This window comes from Gordonia paraffinivorans NBRC 108238 (assembly GCF_000344155.1).
GTDB classification, from domain to species: domain Bacteria; phylum Actinomycetota; class Actinomycetes; order Mycobacteriales; family Mycobacteriaceae; genus Gordonia; species Gordonia paraffinivorans.
In genome coordinates this window covers 34,765-54,662 of the sequence record NZ_BAOQ01000011.1, presented here as the reverse complement: position 1 = coordinate 54,662, position 19,898 = coordinate 34,765, and the positions used below count along the sequence as shown (strand labels likewise).

Here is a 19,898-nt window from a genome sequence, read left to right as displayed (position 1 = left end):
GTACGGTCGCCGTCCGTCACGATCGCTCGTCGGCGCCGACGGCATCCGCCGGACGGTAGACGTCGGACTCGGACAACCTGACCCGCGGGTCGAGCAGCAGGCCCGCCTCGGCGTCGTGCTCGTCGACCGACTCGTCGAACCGGCGGTTCGGCGGACGCTGGTAGGCCGGCTCGCCGCCGCAGAGCGTCTGCAGGAAGCGCTGGTGGCCCTGGCGTTCCCGCTCCGCGGCGCGCGTGCGGTAGGACTCGCGCTCCTCGGGGGCGAGGGAGGCGATGAAGGCCTCCGGATGCACCACCGCGATGAGCCCGGACACGTGACCGAAGCCGAGGCTGGTGAGCAGGCCCGCCTTGAGCGGGAACCGCTCCCCCAGCCGCAGGGTCTCGCGCGGCCACACCAGATGCGGGTACTCCTGCATCTGGTCGTCGACGCAGTCGAGGCTCCGGTTCGGCGGGACGACGCCGTCGCGCAGCATCTGGCACAGTCCGATCAGCTGGAAGGCGGCGGCACCGCCCTTGGCGTGACCGGTGAGCGACTTCTGCGACACGACGAACAACGGCGCGCCCTTGCTGCGGCCGATGGCGTCGGCGAGACGCTCGTGCAGCTCGGATTCGTTGGGGTCGTTGGCCTTCGTCGAGGTGTCGTGCTTGGAGACCACGGCGACGTCGTCGGCGGACACACCGAGCGATGCGAGCGCGGTGGCCAGCGGCGAGGACTGGGCGCCGCGTGCCGCGCCCAGGGCACCGAGACCCGGGGCCGGGATCGAGGTGTGCACACCGTCGCCGAAACTCTGCGCCCACGCGACCACGCCGAGGACCGGCAGGCCCATCTGCGCGGCCACGTCGCCGCGGGCGAGGAGAATCGTTCCGCCGCCCTGCGATTCGACGAAGCCGCCGCGACGCCGGTCGTTGGCCCGCGAGAACCGGCGGTCGTCGATTCCGCGTTCGGACATCTTCGCCGACTCGGCGGTCGCCGACATCGCGCCGAAGCCGACGATGCCCTCGATGCCGAGGTCGTCGAACCCGCCGGCCACCGCGAACAGCGCCTTGCCGAGCCGGATCTTGTCGACGCCCTCCTCGACCGACACCGCCGCCGTGGCGCAGGCCGCGACCGGGTGGATCATCGCGCCGTAGGAGCCGACGTAGGACTGGACGACATGTGCGGCAACGATGTTCGGCAGGGCCTCCTGCAGGATGTCGTTGGCGTTGGCCTCGCCGAGCAGGGTGTTAATGTACAGGTCCCGCATCGAGGCCATGCCGCCCATGCCGGTGCCCTGCGTGTTGGCGACCAGGCCCGGGTGCACCCAGCGCATCAGCTCGCTCGGGGTGAAGCCCGACGACAGGAACGCGTCGACGGTGGCGACGAGGTTCCACAGCGCGACCCGGTCGATCGACTCGACCATGTCCGGGCTCACGCCCCAGCGCACCGGGTCGAAGCCGGTCGGGATCTGACCGCCGACGGTGCGCGAGAGCGAGAACCGGCGCGGCACACGGATCTCCGTGCCCGCCAGGCGGGTGACCTGCCAGTCGCCGTCGGCGGTCTGGGCGATCCGGGTCTTCTCCGGGTTCGCGGCCGCGAAGGCGCGCGCCTCGGCCTCGGAGTTCACCGTGAAGGTGAGGTCCTCGTCGAGGAACACCGAGGTGAGCAGCGGCGAGGTGTTGTCGACCATCGCGCCGTCGTCCTCGTAGCGGCGGATGCCGCAACGCTCGACGACCTCGTCGTGGTACCGCTCGGCGATCTCGCTCTCCGGCACCGGGTCACCGGTCTCGGTGTCGTACCAGCCGGGCTTCGGGGCCGAATCCCAGTGGATCAGGCCGGTGTTCCACGCGAGTTCGAGAACACCTGCGGCCGAGAGCTTCTCGTCGACCTCCATCTCGAAGCGGGTGCGGGCCGAACCGTACGGCCCGAGCTCGCCGGCTCCGACGATGACCACCAGGTCCTCGGGCCGCGCGCTGATCGACGGCCACTGCGGGCGCAGGGCGCGCGGGGCGCGAGCCGGGGCCGGGAGCGCGGCCACGGTGGCCTGCTCCGGTGTCTCGGCGTCGTCCTCGGCCTTCTCCGCGGCCGCGGCTGCGGTCGCGGCGAGCGCCTTGAGGTCGGTGGAGGCGTCGAGCCCGCCGGTGAAGTCGGCGAGAATCGGCGCGTCGACCGCGGCGGCACGCTGCTCGGGGGTGCACAGCGTCAGCAGGTTCGCGGCCATCTCGTCGGTGCTCCAGGTGCGCACTCCCGCGGCCTCGACCGCCTCGACCATGCCGTCGTTGTGGCCCATGAGTCCGGTGCCGCGGACCCAGCCGATGAGGGCGTGGGCCAGCGTGGTCTTCGAGCCCCACGACTCCTCGGCCGACCAGCGCTGGACCAGCGCGTCGAGGGCCGCCTTGCTCTCGCCGTACGCGCCGTCGCCGCCGAACATGCCGCGGTTGGGCGAGCCGGGCAGCACGACGTGCAGGCGTGCGGCGATGTCGTGGTCGGAGTGGGCGTCGGCCAGGCCTGCGATGAGCCGCTCGACCGACCACAGCAGGACCTTCATCTCCAGCTCGGCGCGGGCACCGGCCTCGGTGAGGTCGCCGGCCACTCGCGGGGCGGCGAACGGGAAGAGCATGGTCGGCTTCATCGCCGGCTTGACGACCGCGGTGGTGCCGCCGAGGTTCTCGGTCTGCTCCCCCGCGACCCAGGCGACCAGGTCGTCGACGTCGGCGTAGGACGCCATGTTGGCCGGGGCGATCCACAGCGCGGCGCCGGTGCGGGCGTTCTCGCGGTAGAGCTTCTTGTAGAACGCGAGCCGCTCGGAGTCCAGCCGCGAGGTCGTCGCGATGACCGTGGCGCCTCCGGCGAGCAGGCCGGCGACGACGCCCGAGGCGATCGATCCCTTGCTGGCACCGGTGACGACGGCGATCTCGCCGCTGTAGACGCCCTTCCCGCTGTCCTCGGCGGCCTGCGCGATGGCCTCGAAGAGGCGTGCGTGCACGGCGTTCCCGGACGACAGCGCCTTGCCCTGCCACCAGGTGGCGTGGTCGGCGACGGTGGCGCCGGCGGCGACGAAGCGGGCGACGATCTCCTCGAAGTCGTCCTCGACCTCGTGGGCGTCGGTCAGCCAGAGCCGGACGAGGTCCTCGCGGGCGGTGGCCCACCGGTCGTCGACGAGCACGACCTTGGCGGAGTCGAAGGCGGGTGCGACCGTGCGGGCCCAGTCGGCGCCCAGCTCGGCGCTCACCAGCTCGGCGATCTCGGCGTTCGGATCGCCGGCGACCTCGGCGAGATCTGCGGTCTCGGCCAGGCCCAGCTTCTCCAGGATGGTGTACGCCGCCGACGCCAGGGCGCCGGAACGTCCGGTGATCTGCTCGGTGAACTCTCCCAGCGCGGCCGCGTCGACCGTTGCGCCGGCGCCGGTGTCGCCGGCGGGCTTGCTCACGGCGATGCCCTTCTGGGCGCCGACCGCGGTGACCGCCCGGTCGATGAGCGCGTCGAGTGCGTCGGCGTTGGCGACCGGACCGTCGAGCAGGTTGCCCAGTGCCTCCCCGCGCACCGAGGCGCCCTCACGGGTGCCGAGGGCGAGCGCGACGGTGGTGTGCAGTCCCCAGCCCGGCCCGAGCTGCCAGACGTTGCTCACCCGGTCGGTGATGTAGTTCTGGCGCTTGCCCAGCGGGCCGAGCACCTTGCGGATCTGGTCGCTGACGGCGTCGGTGAGGACCGCGCCGAGCGGGCGATAGCCGCGCGCAAGGGATTCCACGGTCGTCGACAGGGCGACCATGTCGGCCTCGGCGGCGCCGTCGATGGCGCCGAGCCCGAGCTCGCCGCCGATGTCGAGCAGCAGCTGGTTGCGGCGTGAGGACACGCCGTCGCACAGCGCCTCGATGGTGTCGGCGGAGCCGATCTGATCGACGCGCATCTTGGTCCACAGCGCGATGACGGACTTCACCGCGTCCGACGGGGTGAAGGCGATGTCGTCGGGACGGGGCCCGCCCGCGGGTGCGGCCGCGGCGGGTGCCGGGGCGGCCGGGGCCGGGGCCGCGGCTTCGGCGGCGTCTGCGGGGGCGGACTCCTCTGCCGGGGCGGCGATCTCCTCGTCGGGCTCGTGTCCGGCGTCCTTGGCCAGGATCACGTCCGAGTCGCGTTCGACGTTGACGACCTCCGTGGTGGCCGAGGCGTAGTCGTCGAGCTTGAGGGTGTTGGTCGCCAGGCCGGCCAGCGTCGGCGCACCCTTCAGGCCGATCTCGACGAAGCGCTGCACGCCCAGGCCGTTGCGCTCCGGGCCGCTGAACAGCAGGTCCTGGGTCTCGATCCAGCGCACCGGGCTGGCGAACTGCCAGGCCAGCAGCTCGATCAGGATCACGCGCGCCAGCCGGGCGGGCTCGGCGGCCCAGGAGTCCCAGTCGGCGAGGACCTCGTTCAGCGGATCCGACGGCACCAGAGCCGCGATCTCCTCGACGAAGTCGCGTCCGAGATTGAACAGGCGCGGCACCAGGTTAGGGATGTAGCGCCCGACGAGGACGTCGGCGTCGATCTCATGCGGCAGCAGGTCCTCGAGCTTGTGTCGGAACTCCGGCACACCCGCGCGCAGCACGGTCGAGTGGAACGGGACGTCGATGCCCGGGATGAGGATGAACGCCCGCTTGCCGCCGAATTCGGCACGGCGGCGGTCGATCTCCGCCTCGAGCGCCTTCAGCCCGCGGACGGTGCCGGCGATCGCGTACTGCGACCCGAGGAGGTTGAGGTTGACGACCTCCAGGAACTCGCCGACCTGCTCGCCGAGACCGGACACGAAGTCGGTGACCTCGGCGTCGGCCAGGCCGAACTGGCTCGGGCGGATGGCCGCCATCCGGTAGTTGCTGCGGCCCTGCTCGTCGCGCGGCACCAGGTGGTGCATCGCCTCGCCGCGCTGGAACACGACCTCGAGGACGGCCTCGAGCGGGAGCACTCCGGCGCACGCGGCGAGTGCGTTGTACTCGCCGACCGAGTGGCCGCAGGTGATCGCGCCCTCGACGAAGCCGCCGGCCTCCTTGAGCTCGGCGATCTGCGCGACACCCAGGGTGGCCATGGCCACCTGGGTGAACTGCGTCAGGTACAGCACGCCGTCCGGGTGCTGGTAGGTGGTGCCGTTGGCGACGAGCTTGGTCGGGTTGTCGCGGACGACGGCGAGGATCGAGAAGCCCAGCGCCTTGCGGGTGTGCTTGTCGGCCCGGTCCCAGATGTCGCGCGCGGCCTTGGACCGCGAGCGGGCGTCGAGCCCCATCCCCTTGGTCTGGATGCCCTGGCCCGGGAACGCGTAGACGGTGCGCGGCGCGGCGAGCAGGCCGGTGGCGCTCATGACGAGGTCGTCGCCGACCTTGGCGCTGACCTCGACGACCTCGCGGCCCTTGTCGAGGCCGACGCGGTCGACGCGCACGGTGATGGTGTCGCCGAGGCGCACCATGCCGAGGTAGCGGGCGGTCCAGCCGACCAGCGGACGCGGCGACGGGATCGGGTTCTTCGCATCCGTCGCGGTGACGACCTGCTGGGCCGCCGCCGACAGCCACATCCCGTGCACGATCGGGTCGCCGAGACCGGCCAGCTTCGCCGCCGAGGCATCGGTGTGGATCGGGTTGCGGTCGCCGGAGACCACGGCGAAGCCGTTCATGCGGCTCGGCGCGGTGATGGTGGCGGTGCGCAGCAGCTTGCGGGTGGCCGAACGCTCGTCGTCGAGCGCGCCGCCGGCCCGCAGCGGGGCGGTCAGTTCGGCATCGCCGAGGCGACCGCGGATCGCGAAGCGCTCCTCGAGCGTCGCGACCGGCCCGGCCTCGCCGACGATCTCGACCGAGACCTCGATGACCCGGCCGACCTCGGAGTCGTGGACCGCGCCCGTGCGCGCGGTCACGGTCAGATCGGTGACCTCGGTGGGGATCTCGCCGGTCACGTGGATGGCGTGATCGAGGTGGACCAGATCGAGCAGACCCTCGACGACCGGGGTTCCGGCGTCGGTGCGGGCGGCGCCGATGACGCTGAACACGCTCGGCCAGCAGGCGCCGACCAGGGTGTCGGGGACGGCGAACCCGAAGGGCTCGGTCGGGGTCGTGGGACGCAGGTGCGCCGGCAGCGAGAACCCGGTCACCGAGGCGTGATCGGCCACCGAGTCGGGCTGCCAGGTGATGGTGGTGGTCGCGACGCCGTCGGTCACCTCGGCCAGCGACCCGCCGGCGGCGACGGTGAGGATCTCGCGCATCGCGGCCGACGCGTCGTCGAGGCCGACGATCGGCGCGCCGCCGTCGCGGACCCCCGCGCCGGCCACGATCGGGATGCGCACGGACGCACCGGAGATCGGGACGACGAGGTCGAAGCGGACGGAGTCGCCCTCGGACGCGGTCTGTTCGAGAACGGCACCGGTGGGGGCGTGCTCGGCACGCTCCGGCGCGACGGCGGTCCAGCGGTCGACGTCGCCGAGCAGCGCGATCGGGTTCGGCACGATGCGGCCGGCCCAGCTCACGTCGGCGGATTCGATGACGGCGGTCAACGCGCCGACCTCGTCCACGCGACCCGCGCGATGACGCGAGGCGACGGGCACCGGGCGCTCGCCCGCGGTCTTCAGGTCGGTGACGACCCGGGCCTCGAAGCGGTCGAGGAGTTCGCCGACCGGCTCGTCGACGCGGGTGATGCCGGCGACGGCCACCGGGCCGGGGATGATGCAGACCTCGTCGGCGCTGTAGCGCGGATCGTGTGCCTGCCACAGCGAGTCGCTGCGCCACCAGCGGCGCACGTCCTTGTCGATGACCGGGACGAAGTTGACGGGCTTGCCCGGCGTGCGGCAGAGCTCGAAGAAGAACGCGACGTCGGCCGGATGCAGGATGTCGGTGTCGATCTCGGGGTAGACGCTGCCCAGCGCGTCGATCGCGGCATGCGGGTCGTCGGTGGTCGAGATGTCGGCGAACATCGTCGGGATGGGCCCGGAGTCCTGCGGGTGCATGCGGGCCTCGGTGCGCTGCAGCATCTCGACGAACCGCTGCTGCCAGGTGATGTCGGCCCACGGCAGGTGGTCGCCGTGCGCGTCGCCCACGGCCAGGGTCGCGTAGCGCTCGAGCCACTGGCGGTAGGTCATGGTCTCGACGTCGCCGAAGTACGGCTTGGCGGTGACGGCCATCGCCGCGATGATCTCGTCGCGGCGCGCGGCCACGGCCTCGGCGTCGCCGGCGACCTCGTCGAGCAGACGTCCGCACCGCGACGCGGCGTTGTCGACCTCGTGGATGTCGGCGCCGAGTTGCGAACGGCCCGAGGCCATTCCGGCGGTGGCGTGGCCCGCGCCGATCCACTCGTCGATGCCCGCGGTCTCCACCAGCATCTTCTTGACGTCGGGGTTGGTGGTGGCCTCCTTGGTGGCCATCGCCGCGGTGCCGACGAGGATGCCGTCCAGCGGCATCACCGGGTGGTCGTGCGCCGTCGACCAGACGCCGGTGAGGTATTCGCTGGCGCGTTCGGGGGTGCCGATGCCGCCGCCGACGCAGATCACGACGTTCGGCCGTGCGCGCAGCTCGCCGTAGGTGGCCAGCAGCAGGTCGTCGAGGTCCTCCCACGAGTGGTGGCCACCGGCGCGGCCGCCCTCGATCTGGACGATGACCGGGTGGTGCGGGACCTCGGCGGCGATCCGCACGACCTGCCGGATCTGTTCGACCGTGCCCGGCTTGAACGCGACGAAGCGCAGACCCGCCTCGACGAACTCCTCCACCAGAGCCACCGCGTCCTCGAGCTCGGGGATGCCGGCCGAGACGATCACGCCGTCGATCGGGGCGCCCTGCGCACGCGCCTTCTGCACCAGCCGCTTCCCGCCGAGCTGCAGCTTCCACAGGTACGGGTCGAGGAACAGGGCGTTGAACTGCGCCTCGCGACCGGGCTCGAGCAGGTCGGTGAGGGTGGCGATGTTGCGGGCGAAGATCTCCTCGGTGACCTGGCCGCCGCCGGCGAGCTCGGCCCAGTGGCCGGCGTTGGCCGCCGCGGCGACGATCGCCGGGTCCACGGTGGTGGGGGTCATACCGGCCAGCAGCATCGGCGAGCGGCCGGTGAGGCGGGTGAAGGCGGTCTCGACGACGGTGCGGCCGTCGGGCAGTTCGACGAGTGTGGGGGCGAACTGCGACCACGGCGCGGCGACCTCGGGGACGCCGCCCGGGGTGAACAGGTTGCGCTGGCCCACGCGCAGCGCGGCCGGCACCAGCCCGACGCCCTGGCCGCGCACGAGCGGGGCGGTCAGGCGGGTGGCGGTGTCGGCGGGACCGAAGTCGAGGATCCACTTCGCGCCGCCGGCGACGACCTCGTCGATCTCGCCGACCCAGTCGACGTGGTCGACCAGGATGGATTGCGCGTGACGGGTGGCGAGTTCGCGATCGATGCCGCACTCGCCGGCCCACTCGCCCACGAGCTCGACCGCCTCGGCCATCGCCGGGTGGTGGAAGGCGACCGAGACCTGGAGATGGTCGAACCTCGGGGAGAACGGGGCACCGCCGGTCAGCTTGCGCTTGCGCCGGTCGGCTTCGTCGGCGGCGATGCGCTCGCACAGGGCGGCGAAGCCGGCGAGGTGGCGCGGGGCCCCGGAGAGCACAAGGGCGTTGCGGCTGTTCTTGATCGAGACCACCGGCGCGGTGGCGAGGTCGCCCTCGTGCAGGCCGGCCCGGTACTCGGCGAGGATCTCGTCGATGCGCTTGGGCGCGACGTTCGCGACGGCGAGCATCGGGGTGCCGTCGGTGGTCACGCCGAGCCCGCGGCGACGGGCGACGAGCGAGCCGGCGGCGCCGATGAGGTGGGCGATCGCGAGCAGGAGCCCCTGTCCGCCCTCGACGGCGTTGCCCTCGGCCCCGACGGCGTCGATGGCCAGCGAGCCCTGGGAGTGGCCGACGACGGCGCTCGGGGGCACCGCGGCGGTGTCGAGGCCCTGCTTGCGGAGCGCCTCGACGGCGGCGAGCTGCGTCAGCAGCACGCCGGGGCCGGAGAGCGTGAAGTCGGCGAGTGCGGTCTCGGACGGGACCTCTTCGCCGGCGTCGTGGGCATGCACCCAGGCCAGCGGGTGGAAGCCGTCGCCGCGCGCGACGACCAGCTGGTCGGCGACGGGATCGAGGAGTCGCTCGGCCGCCTCGACGATCTTGGCGATCCGGTGCTCGAGGTCGGCGTCGACCACCAGCTCGGCGAGCGTGGGCAACCACGCGCCTCCCTGTCCGCCGAAACTGATCGCGTAGGGCTCGCCCTGCGTGAGCCGATCGATGAGCGTGGTGGTCGGGCGTTCGGCGTTGGCTGCGCCTTGCGAGCCGGTGCGGAACTGGTCGACGGTCACGGGTACTCCTCTGTGGTGGTCTGTCTTCGGCGGTCGGCGGAGTGTCGGTGGCAGGCGGGAGCGCCGCGGGTCTCATCGGTGAGATGGATGCGTCCACGGCGCCGGTGGCGTCGGACACTCGGACCACGGCGGCCCGTCCGGGTTCGGACGAAACGCACAGTTGACGAACACGCTTGTCCGGCAGGAACATTCACGACAACGACCCGTCGTCACGAGTCGTCGTCGGCGTGAACGTGTCCCCATGATGACACACGAAAGTGAGGGATTCCTCATGTTTCTGGGTGACCTGTCGGTATACCGATCAGTAACCCCGCGGGTAACTTGAAACACCATGTCAACGGCCATCCGAAGGGTCGCGAAACCCCCAGGCCAGGCGCCGTCGATCAGCGCGCGGCGCACCCGGAACGGCCGCCCGACAGACCGTTATGAAACCGTTATGTGATGCGGCACACGTCCCGTGTCGCGACCCCGACACCCATGTGTAGAACCCTCGAGCCCCGACCGCGGTGCCCTAGAGTCAGCCCATGAGCAGTTGCATCTTCTGCGCCATCGTCGAGGGCACGGCTCCGGGGCGGATCGTCTACTCCGACGACGAGGTCGTGGGGTTCCTCGACATCCGGCCGGTCACCCGCGGGCACACGCTCCTCGTCCCCCGGATTCACTCCTCCGGGCTCGACGACCTCGATCCGGCCCGCGGCGCCGCCCTCTTCCGCGCGGGGCAACGTCTCGCGACCGCGATGAAGCGAGGCCCCCTGGCGGCCGACGGCGTCAACATCGCCCTCAACGACGGACGCGCGGCGTTTCAGACCGTGTTCCACACACACCTCCACGTCGTCCCCCGACGGGCCGGCGACAAGCTCAGCTTCGCCAAGGGCTTCGTCGTGCGCCGCGACCCCGACCCGGACGAGACCGCCGAACTCCTGCGGGCCTCGCTGGAGGCAGCCGGGTGAGCCCCGCGCCGGGGCCCGGGTCGCCCGACGCCGAGGTCGGCGAGATCATCCCCGCCGCCGTCGCCGACCTCGTCCGCGACGCGGACTGGATCACCGTGTTCAGCGGCGCCGGGATGTCGGCGGACAGCGGCATCGCGACCTTCCGCGACGCCCAGACCGGCCTCTGGGAGACCTTCGACCCCTCCGAACTGGCCACCCCGGAGGCCTGGGAGCGCGATCCCGCCCTCGTATGGGGCTGGTACCGCTGGCGCGCCCGCGAGGTCCTCTCCGCCGAGCCGAACGCCGGACACCGGGCGCTGGCGGAACTGGGGTCCTCCCGCACCGTGATGGTGGTGACGCAGAACGTCGACGATCTGCACGAACGCGCCGGGAGCAACGTCGTCAGCCATCTGCACGGCAGTCTCTTCGCGCCTCGATGCGCCGACTGCGGAACCCCGTACGACGGACCCGAGGCACACCCGACGCCGGCCGAACCCGACACCGAGCACATCGAGCCGCGGGTCACCCCGCCGACGTGCCCGCGCTGCGGCGGGCGGGTCCGCCCGGGCGTCGTGTGGTTCGGCGAAGCACTGCCCGCCGACGACTGGCAGCGAGCCGACCAGGCGTTCCGGGCGGCCGAGGTCGTGCTCGTCGTCGGCACCAGCGGGATCGTCTATCCCGCCGCTTCACTACCCGAACGCGCCGCACGGCAAGGCATTCCGGTCATCGAGTTCAATCCCGCGGAGTCGGCGGTCACCTCGATCGCGACTCACAGCCTGCGGGTCTCGGCCGCGGTCGGGTTGCCCGCACTCCTCCGCGCCATCGGCTAGCGGCCGTTCCCGCGGCAACGGGGCCGGACGCGCTGTGCGGGCGCCTCGGCAAGCCGGCGAGGCGCCCGCTCACGCGGACGGGTTCACTCCCCTGCCGTCAGGTTGATGGGCGTCCACGCCGGCGCGGCAGGCGCCCCGGGGTTCGCGGTGACCGACCCCGGCTTGCACCCGCGTGCCTCGAGCGCCGCGGCCACCTGCTCCATCACCCGATCGGGATCCAGTTCGAACTCCGATTCCCGGACGCGTACGAATTCCCAACCGCAGCGGCGCAGTTCGCGTTCACGCTCCAGATCGGACCGCGCCTGGCGCCCGGTCCCCGCGAAGGCGTCCGCGTCGCATTCGACGGCCATCCGCGCGTCGGCGCCGAGGACCACCAGATCGATGACCCGGTTGTTGACGGTGACCTTCGGGGTGACGTGATGACCGAGCGCGACCAGGCGGTTGAACACCCGTTGCTCGAGAAGGTTGTCGAACGGTTCCACCCGCCGGTCGTCGGGGACGTCGACAGGCATCGGAGGCACCGACAGGCCCTCGTGCGCGGTCATGTAGGACAGCAGCGAGTACCGGAGGTCGCCTGGTCTCAGGTCCTCGAGGGCGATCGAATGGAACAGCCACAGCTGGTCCATCGCCCGCGTCGCGGCCACGTTGACACGACGCTGGGACTCGGCCCGGGTCAGCGCCGAGATCGCGGACGGATCGGAGACCACCATCGACAAGAAGACGACCCGTCGCTCGTCGCCCTGGAAGTCGGGGGGCGTGCCGACGCGGATACGGCGCGCACGCCACGTCTCGTCGTCGACCGCAGCCCGCAACGCCTTCTCCAACGCCTCGGCCTGTTTGCTTCCGGCGAGGGCGATGACCCCGAAATCCATTCCGTCATAAGCTGAGTCGTCGAGGCAGGAGCGCAGCGCGCCGACGATCGCCTCGACCTCGGCCTCGTTGACGAGCGAGGCCCCGCTGCCGGTGGCCGTCCCGGCGACCGCGACGGTGCGCAGTGGATCGAGACGGTCGGAGCCGTACTGCCGCACGGGGATCAGCGGCGAGTTGGCGTAGAACTGCCGGGAGGAGAACTCGATGATCTCCGGCATCGACCGGAAATGCTCCCGCAACGCCACGACGTTGCCGAGCCGGCTGCGCAGCAACGAGAACAGACTCGACCGTGGGGTGAGTCCGTCGCGGAGGTATTCCGGGACATCCGGCAGGGCCGCGTCGAGTTCGGCGAACGCCTCGTCGAGCGTGGTCCCGGCGAGGCCGACGGGCGCGCACTGTTTGTCGTCGCCGACGACGATGACCCGCGGGGCCAGCCACAACAGGAATGCACTGGTGATGTCGGCCTGGGATGCCTCGTCGACGATGACCACGTCGAACGAGTGCCGCTTCGGCGGGAGTGTCTCGGCGACCTGGCTGATCGACATGATCCACGCCGGGATCGCGTTCTGCGCCACCGCCATCGCCTCTCGGGCGGCCTTGCGGAACCGGTTGGCGTGCTTTCCCGAACCCTTGCCCAGGTTGATCATGTGGTCGCGATAGGACTGCAGCGCCTGGATCTCGCCGGTCGTGGTGCGTGAGAGCAGCTCACGCCAGGCACGGGCGGAGGCCAGCCGGGTGGTCAGCTGCGCGATGTCGACCTCGAGTGCGTCGAGTTCGGCCTGGATGCGCTTCTCCGACTCGGGATCACTGCGATCGGTGATCCAGGTGTGGGCATATCGCCATGCCCACGCGGCCGACATCTCCCGGGCGCGGTCGGCCCACACCGGGTCGTCGGGGCTGCCCCACATCAGCTTCACGAGTTCGGGCGCGCGACTGCGCAGGCGCATCTGGAGCAGGTCGAGTGCGGTCTGCGCCGCCGCCGTCTCGCGTGCCTCCTCGTACGCGCGCCGCGCCTCCCGGATCGCCCCGGCATCCGCCGAGGCGAGCGCGGACAGAAGTGCGTCGCCTTCCGGCGAGGGCCCCTTCTCGAGCTCCGAGGCCAGAGCGGAGGCGTGATCGGAGAGCGCCTGCTCGGCGAGGACCGCGTCGTTGGCGGCGGCGATCGCATGCGCCTGCTCGGAGACCGCGGCGATCTCGGCGACGCTGCGCGGGCGCGGTCCTCCCGGACTGATCGCGTCGAGCTGGTGGACCAGGCGGTCGCGGCCGGTGACCAGCCGCGAGATCCACGCGAGCTGGGCGTCGAGTTGCACGAGGTGATCGACCTGGGCCGACCGCGACCCGGAGGCGTCGAACGGGACGTGGAGGTCGGCCAGGATCCGGTGCGCCTGTCCGACGGCCTCGACCACGGACAGGTGGTCGGCGACGCGCCGCAGCGACTGCTCGTCGGCGGGTTCCCGGCCGTCGACGGTGGCCCGCACCCCGGATTCCTCCACCGCCCGCTGCTCCGGCGAACGACGGAACCGGCCGCGCCACTGCCCGCCGGCGGCGAGGTGGTCGGCCGCGGCGTCGAAGATCGCGGCGTCGCCGGGGCGTTCGCCCTCGACGACGACCCGGTGGGCGCCCAGGTCGCGGTCGCGGCGGGCGGCCTCCGCGATCACCGGGGACAGCGTGGTGACCCGCGACCACAGGTGGGTGGCCTGTCCGGCGAGCAGGCGGTCGGCCATGTCGACCATCGGTGCTGGGAAAGAGCTCACCTCGGCCGCGGCCGCGGCCAGTTGCTCACAGGTCTGCTTGATCGCGAGGAGCCGTCCGCTGTCGACGCCGTCGAGCACGGACAGCAGAGACTCGGCACCGGACGTGCCCGTGCCGTGGGGCCGCGCGGCGACGCGTGCGCAGATCGCGTCCATCTCGGCCGGTTCCGGTAGGTACTCGGACAGGTCGGGGAAGCGCTGACCGAGGCGATGGGTGTCGCCGCCGGTGACCGCGAGCAGTTCGACGAGCCTGGCGAACTCCGCGGAGTCCAGCGGCGGCACGGCACCGGAGAGTCCCGGCGGCATCCAATCGTACTGCGGCGCATCGCGTTTGACCTGACGCACGATCTCGGCAGGGGTGCCGCGGTAGTCGCCGGCCACCCACTCGTGGACCTCGGTCTCGGATGCCCGCAGCTCCCACAGGTCCCGCAGGGTGCGATCGCGGCTCATGAGGGCATGTTCGCGTCGTGCCTCGAGATCGGCGATCTCGGCGTCGGCGACGGCCTCGGAGAACGAGGCCTTGCGCGTGGCGAGGTTCTCGACGACCGAGACGATCGCGTCCGATCGGTCCCGGGAGACGTCGGCGATGGACACGGCGAGGTCGCGCAACTCGGGTGGGAGCATGTCGCGGAGCACGTGGAGGGCGTGGGCCTTCTCGCTGACGACGAGGACACGCTGCCCCTTCGCGAGCAGCGCCGACATCACGTTGGCGATGGTGTGGGTCTTGCCCGTGCCGGGCGGCCCCTCGACGACCACGCCGATGTCGTTGCCGAGCCGCACCAGCACGTCGCGCTGCTCGACGTTCGACGGCAGCGGGAACAGCGCGTCGGAGACGAGTCGGTCGGGTTCGAGGATCCCGGGCTCGGCGAGTGCGGCGAGCCGCTCGGGGGCCTCGATGGGACGGACGAGCTGCGCGGGCCCGACGGGCACGGGCGACTCGTCGTCGCGTAGGTCGTCGAGGATGGCGTCGTAGAAGGCGACCGAGCTCTCGACGCTGCGCCGCCGCAGCACGACGGCGGGACGCATGTCGAGCGCGAGACCCACGCGGTCGGGGTCGACGTCGATCTCGTCGAGCCAGTCCCCGATCAGGTCGGCGACCTGCTTCGACGCCACCGACGGTTGCTCGGCGATCCGGGACCGGGTCTTGACCGCACCGGCCAGTTCGATGCCGTCGACGGAGGCGAGCAGGTGCGTGTCGTGCAGGACCGGCACCGACCCCGCGGCCAGGGAGAGCCTGATGGCGCGCGAGTCGTCGCGGTCGGCGACCAGCGCCTGCGTCAGGAGGTGCTCGCGGACCAGGGGTTCGCCGGTCGTATCACCGCCCGCGTCGTCGTGGACCGTCACCAGCGCGTCGGCCAGGACCAACTCGAGTGTCTCCGGGTTCTCGGCCAACTCGTCGAGGAGGCCGGAGAGCTCTGCGTGTGCCGGGTCGTCGGGCCCGAGCTCGATCACGACGTGGCCGGGCACCGCCGACGACCGCACCGAGACGGAGGTGGAGGAACCGACCCAGACATGGCCGACGTGCTCGTCGATGTCGCGGACGTCGCCCGAGCGGGAACGGACGACATCGCGGAGGAACGACATCAGCCGGGTGACCTGGTCTCGCAGTGCCTCGCGAGTGTCATCCTGCATCCGATTGCGTCCTCTCGTCGATCCGCGCACCCCACGCTATCAAGGCGCTGGTCAGGACACGGGGGCCGATGCGGCGTGCGCGTCATCCGGCGGGCGACGAAGTGCCGCCCCGCACTCGCGCACAGAGGCGGCGTCGGTGCGGGTGGTCCCGGCCCGCGCCGGCGGCCGGACCGCCGGTGCGGGCCGGGTGATCAGACCCGGGATCGCAGTGCCCGGTAGCCGCCGTCGACGTAGTGGACGTTGGTGTAGCCGAGCTTGGCGATCTGCTCGGCGATACGCGGGGCCTCCGAGCGGACGGACACCACCGCGATCTCGGTGTCGCGACGGATCTCGCGCGCCTTGGCGGACGGATCCTTGATCACCGGGAAGCTGCCGGTCGGGGTCGGCCGCAGGCGTGCGGGGACCTCTGAGGGCTCCACGACGAAGGCGCCGGGAAGACTTCCCTGATGCCGTACGACCTGCGGACGCGCATCGACCACGACCGCCTTGCCGGCGCGACTGTGATCCCACGCTTCCTCTGCTGAAATCGCACTCACGACTGCCACTGGTGACTCACCAATCCTGTGTTCACTCGAACGTTGCCGATCCGCCCGCGCCGGACCCCGGACGGGACCCGAACGCGCGGGAACGGATTCCTGTTGACCCCCGCATCTCAGGTTACGGATTGATTGCAGATTGGCAAGAACCGCAGGTCAGCGAGCTGATCGCCGGTGAGACGAATCAGGAACGGCGTCCCCGGCCGGCGACTCGCGGCGACGGCCGCTTGCCCCAGTTGTCGCGGCCGCCGTGGGCATTGCGCTTGGCGCCGCCCCGTGCGCGGGGCGCACCGAGATCCTTGCGGATGTCGATCGGGTGCTTGCCGATCCTGGTGTGCCGCAGCAGCGACAGCGTCTCCTTGTCGAGATCGTCGGGCAACTCCACGAGGCTGAAGTCGTCGCGGATGCTGATGTTGCCGAAGTCGGCGCGCGTGAGACCGCCTTCGTTCGCAATGGCCCCGACGATCGCGCCCGGGGAGACCTTGTGCTTGCGCCCGACCGCGATGCGGTAGGTCGCGTAGCTCGCACCCGGACGCCGCGGGGCCCGCTCGCGGCGGGCGGGGCGCTCGGACTCCGGCGGGTCCGGGGCCATGAGGAATCCGCCGTCGCGGGTCTCGAGGGCGAGAGCCGCCGCGATGTCGGCCATCGTGACGTCGTGCTCGCGGGCGTAGTTCTCCACGAGGCCGCGGAAGAGATCGAGGTGCTCCGACGACAGGTTCTGCGTGATCGAGTCGGCGAACTTGGCGACGCGCTGCGCGTTGACGTCGTCGACGCTGGGCAAGCCGATCTCGGTCAGCTCCTGCCGCGTCGCGCGCTCGATGGCGCGGAGCAGGTGGCGCTCGCGCGGCGAGACGAACAGCAGCGCGTTGCCCGAGCGGCCCGCACGACCGGTGCGGCCGATGCGGTGCACGTAGGACTCGGTGTCGTGCGGGATGTCGTAGTTGACGACGTGGGAGATGCGGTCGACGTCGAGTCCGCGCGCGGCCACGTCCGTGGCGACGAGGATGTCGATCGAGCCGTTCTTGAGCTGGTTGATCGTGCGCTCGCGCTGCGCCTGCGCGAGGTCGCCGTTGATCGCCACCGCCGACAGGCCGCGCGACCGCAGCTTCTCGGCGAGCTCCTCGGTCGCCTGCTTGGTGCGGACGAAGACGATCATCGCGTCGAATTCCTCGACCTCGAGGAATCGGGTCAACGCGTCGAGCTTGCGCTGGTGGGACACCTGTAGATAGCGCTGGGTGATGTTCTGCGCGGTCGCCGTCTTGGACTTGACGGTGATCTCCTGCGGATCGTTCAGATACCGCTGGGCCAGGCGCCGGATCGCACTGGGCATGGTCGCCGAGAACAGCGCGACCTGCTTGGAGTCGGGGGTCTCGGCGAGGATGCGCTCGACGTCCTCGGCGAATCCCATCGTGAGCATCTCGTCGGCCTCGTCGAGCACGAGGAACTCGAGGTTGGAGATGTCGAGGGTCTTGCGGTCGAGGTGATCGATGACGCGACCCGGGGTGCCGACGATGACCTGCGCGCCGCGACGCAGGCCCGCGAGCTGCACGCCGTAGGACTGGCCGCCGTAGATCGGCAGGACCTTCACCTCGGGCATGTGCGCCGAGTAGCGGCCGAACGCCTCGGACACCTGCAACGCGAGCTCGCGCGTGGGCGCGAGGATGAGCGCCTGGGGAGTCTTCGCGGAGGTGTCGAGGCGCGACAGGATCGGGATCGCGAACGCCGCGGTCTTACCGGTGCCGGTCTGGGCCAGGCCGACGACGTCGCGGCCGGCCATCAGCGGCGGGATGGTCGCCGCCTGGATCGGGGACGGGGTCTCGTAGCCGACGTCGGAGATCGCGGCCCGGACCCGGGGCTCGATGCCCAGATCGTCGAAGGTGTGGTCGGTGGTGCTGGCCGGCGAAGCTGCCGCCGGGGATTCTGTCACGGAAATGCCTGTCACTGCGGGGTCTGCCGGCGCACTGCGCTCGTCTTGATCGGAAGTGCTCATGCGCTACGGGTCTCATTCATCGCTATCAACTGTAAACGCCCAGGCCGGGAAACTCGGCATCGTGCCACAAGCCCGTCACATCTCGCCGATGAACTGCGGATACACCACTTCGAGTGGCACGTGTGATGCATCACACCGAATACTGGTACTGTCAGTTCCACTCAACGGCCGGTGGTCGGGGTGTTTCCCGACGCCGGTGCCCGAAATGCCCATATCGTCTGCCCGACACAGGAGTGCCATGCAGCAGCAGTACGCCACCCCGTCCGATCTGACGATCGACGACAAGGCGAGCCTCGTCGACTCGATCCTGAAGTACCGGAGCGAGCGACCGACCCTCCCTCTCTTCCGCAAGCGCTCCCACAACCAGTGGATCAACGTCACCGCGAAGCAGTTCGCCGACGAGGTGGACGCGGTCGCCAAGGGTCTCATCGCCTCGGGCGTGCAGCCCGGCGACCGGGTCGCGATCCTGTCGTCGACCCGCTACGAGTGGACCGTCCTCGACTACGCGATCTGGCGTGCGGGCGGTTGCACCGTCGCCATCTACGAGACCTCGGCGCCCGACCAGGTGCAGTGGATCCTCGAGGACTCCGCCGCGGTCCTGCTGGTGGTGGAGAACCAGGGCCACTACACCAAGCACATCCGGGTCATCGACGAGACGTCCACCCTGAAGGAGACCCTCGTCTTCGACGAGCACGCGCTGCCCACGCTGGCCAAGCGCGGCGCGAAGGTCGCCGACGACGAGCTCGACCGCCGTCGTGCGAACGCCCTCTCGAGTGACGCCGCGACCCTCATCTACACCTCGGGCACCACCGGACGCCCCAAGGGCGTCCTGCTCACCCACGCCAACTTCATGGCGGAGTGCGCGGCCACCCGCGACGCCGTGGGCGCCGGCCTGCAGGAGGGCAAGCAGACCCTGCTGTTCCTGCCGCTGGCCCACGTGCTCGCGCGCATCATCGCCGTCGCCGCCATCGAGAACCGCGTCATCCTCGGCCACACGAACGACATCGCGAACCTCGTCGATCTCTTCGCCACCTTCAAGCCGCACTACGTGCTGTCGGTGCCGCGCGTGTTCGAGAAGGTGTACAACTCCGCCAAGCAGAAGGCCTACGACGGCGGCAAGGGCTCGATCTTCGAGAAGGCCACCGAGACCGCGATCGAGTACAGCAAGGCGATGGAGGCCGGCAAGATCGGCCTCGGCCTGAAGCTGCGCCACGCGCTGTTCGACAAGCTGGTCTACGGCAAGCTCCGCGCCGCACTCGGCGGCCAGTGTGAGGGCGCGATCTCCGGTGGCGCCCCGCTCGGCGCCCGCCTCGGCCACTTCTTCCGCGGCGTCGGCATCCCGGTGTACGAGGGCTACGGCCTCACCGAGACCACCGCCGCCGTCACCGCGAACAACGAGAAGCACCAGAAGGTCGGTTCGGTCGGCCGCCCGGTGCCCGGCGTGACCGTCCGGATCGCCGAGGACGGCGAGATCCTGGTCAAGGGCCCGATGGTGTTCAGCGGCTACTGGCAGAACGAGCAGGCCACCGCCGACGCGATCCGCGACGGCTGGTTCCACACCGGTGACGTCGGCACCCTCGACGACGGCTACCTCTTCATCACCGGGCGCAAGAAGGAACTGATCGTCACCGCCGGCGGCAAGAACGTCGCCCCGGCACAGCTCGAGGACTCGATCCGCGCGCATCCGCTGGTCAGCCAGTGCCTGGTGGTCGGCGACAACAAGCCGTTCATCGGCGCCCTGATCACCCTCGACGCGGAGGCCATCCCGGGTTGGCTGGAGCGGCACCACCTGCCCGCCGACACCCCGATCTCCGACCTGGTCGACAACCCCGACCTGCGCAAGGAGATCGAGGCCGCGGTCGCCGAGGCGAACGCCAAGGTGTCCAACGCCGAGGCCATCAAGAAGTTCACGATCCTCGACACCGACTTCAGCATCGAGTCGGGTGAGCTGACGCCGACGCTCAAGCTCAAGCGCAACGTGATCCACGACGCCTACAAGGAGGCGATCGCCGACCTGTACTCGTAAGCGATCTCCATCACGACTCACCGCGGCCCGGGATGACTCCGGGCCGCGGTGAGT

At 71.0% G+C, this 19,898-nt stretch carries 7 protein-coding genes; 3 read left to right on the top strand and 4 right to left on the bottom strand.

The features are described 5' to 3' along the window. Positions 1–16: 16 nt before the first annotated feature. A complete protein-coding gene (locus tag GP2_RS05825; RefSeq protein WP_006899551.1) occupies positions 17–9,280 on the bottom strand; it encodes a type I polyketide synthase in 9,264 nt (3,087 codons plus the stop codon). A 524-nt stretch (positions 9,281–9,804) separates the two neighbouring features. Between GP2_RS05825 and GP2_RS05820 the strand changes: the two genes are divergently transcribed. Together GP2_RS05820 and GP2_RS05815 are read left to right on the top strand one after the other, a co-directional pair. Then, entirely contained in the window at positions 9,805–10,230 is a 426-nt protein-coding gene (locus GP2_RS05820; protein ID WP_006899550.1) for an HIT family protein, read from the top strand. Beyond that, positions 10,227–11,039 carry an SIR2 family NAD-dependent protein deacylase gene (locus GP2_RS05815; protein WP_006899549.1) on the top strand — a complete coding sequence of 271 codons (813 nt, stop codon included), beginning with the start codon at positions 10,227–10,229 and terminating at the stop codon, positions 11,037–11,039. Before GP2_RS05820 ends, GP2_RS05815 begins: the two co-directional genes overlap by 4 nt. Positions 11,040–11,122: 83 nt before the next feature. On the opposite strand, the gene GP2_RS05810 is transcribed toward GP2_RS05815, so the two are convergent. The 3 genes from GP2_RS05810 to GP2_RS05800 form a co-directional block, all read right to left on the bottom strand. Next, on the bottom strand, positions 11,123–15,292 hold the full coding sequence (locus tag GP2_RS05810; protein WP_006899548.1) for a PDDEXK-like endonuclease domain-containing protein: 4,170 nt from the start codon (positions 15,290–15,292) through the stop codon (positions 11,123–11,125). A 191-nt stretch (positions 15,293–15,483) separates the two neighbouring features. Then, on the bottom strand, positions 15,484–15,837 hold the full coding sequence (locus tag GP2_RS05805; RefSeq protein WP_006899547.1) for a rhodanese-like domain-containing protein: 354 nt from the start codon (positions 15,835–15,837) through the stop codon (positions 15,484–15,486). A gap of 175 nt (positions 15,838–16,012) precedes the next feature. Continuing rightward, positions 16,013–17,818 (bottom strand): DEAD/DEAH box helicase, encoded by a 1,806-nt coding sequence (locus tag GP2_RS05800; RefSeq protein ID WP_174320699.1) that lies wholly within the window; start codon positions 17,816–17,818, stop codon positions 16,013–16,015. A 238-nt stretch (positions 17,819–18,056) separates the two neighbouring features. On the opposite strand from GP2_RS05800, the gene GP2_RS05795 reads away from it, so the two are divergent. Then, complete coding sequence (locus tag GP2_RS05795) at positions 18,057–19,844, top strand: AMP-dependent synthetase/ligase (protein WP_006899545.1); 1,788 nt, start codon at positions 18,057–18,059, stop codon at positions 19,842–19,844. Positions 19,845–19,898 lie beyond the last annotated feature (54 nt).

Bases quoted from the DNA above. Each gene is read 5' to 3' on its own strand.
- GP2_RS05800 (WP_174320699.1), bottom strand. From the start codon at position 17,818: ATGAGCACTTCCGATCAAGACGAGCGCAGTGCGCCGGCAGACCCCGCA.
- GP2_RS05820 (WP_006899550.1), top strand. From the start codon at position 9,805: ATGAGCAGTTGCATCTTCTGCGCCATCGTCGAGGGCACGGCTCCGGGG.
- GP2_RS05810 (WP_006899548.1), bottom strand. From the start codon at position 15,292: ATGCAGGATGACACTCGCGAGGCACTGCGAGACCAGGTCACCCGGCTG.
- GP2_RS05795 (WP_006899545.1), top strand. From the start codon at position 18,057: ATGCAGCAGCAGTACGCCACCCCGTCCGATCTGACGATCGACGACAAG.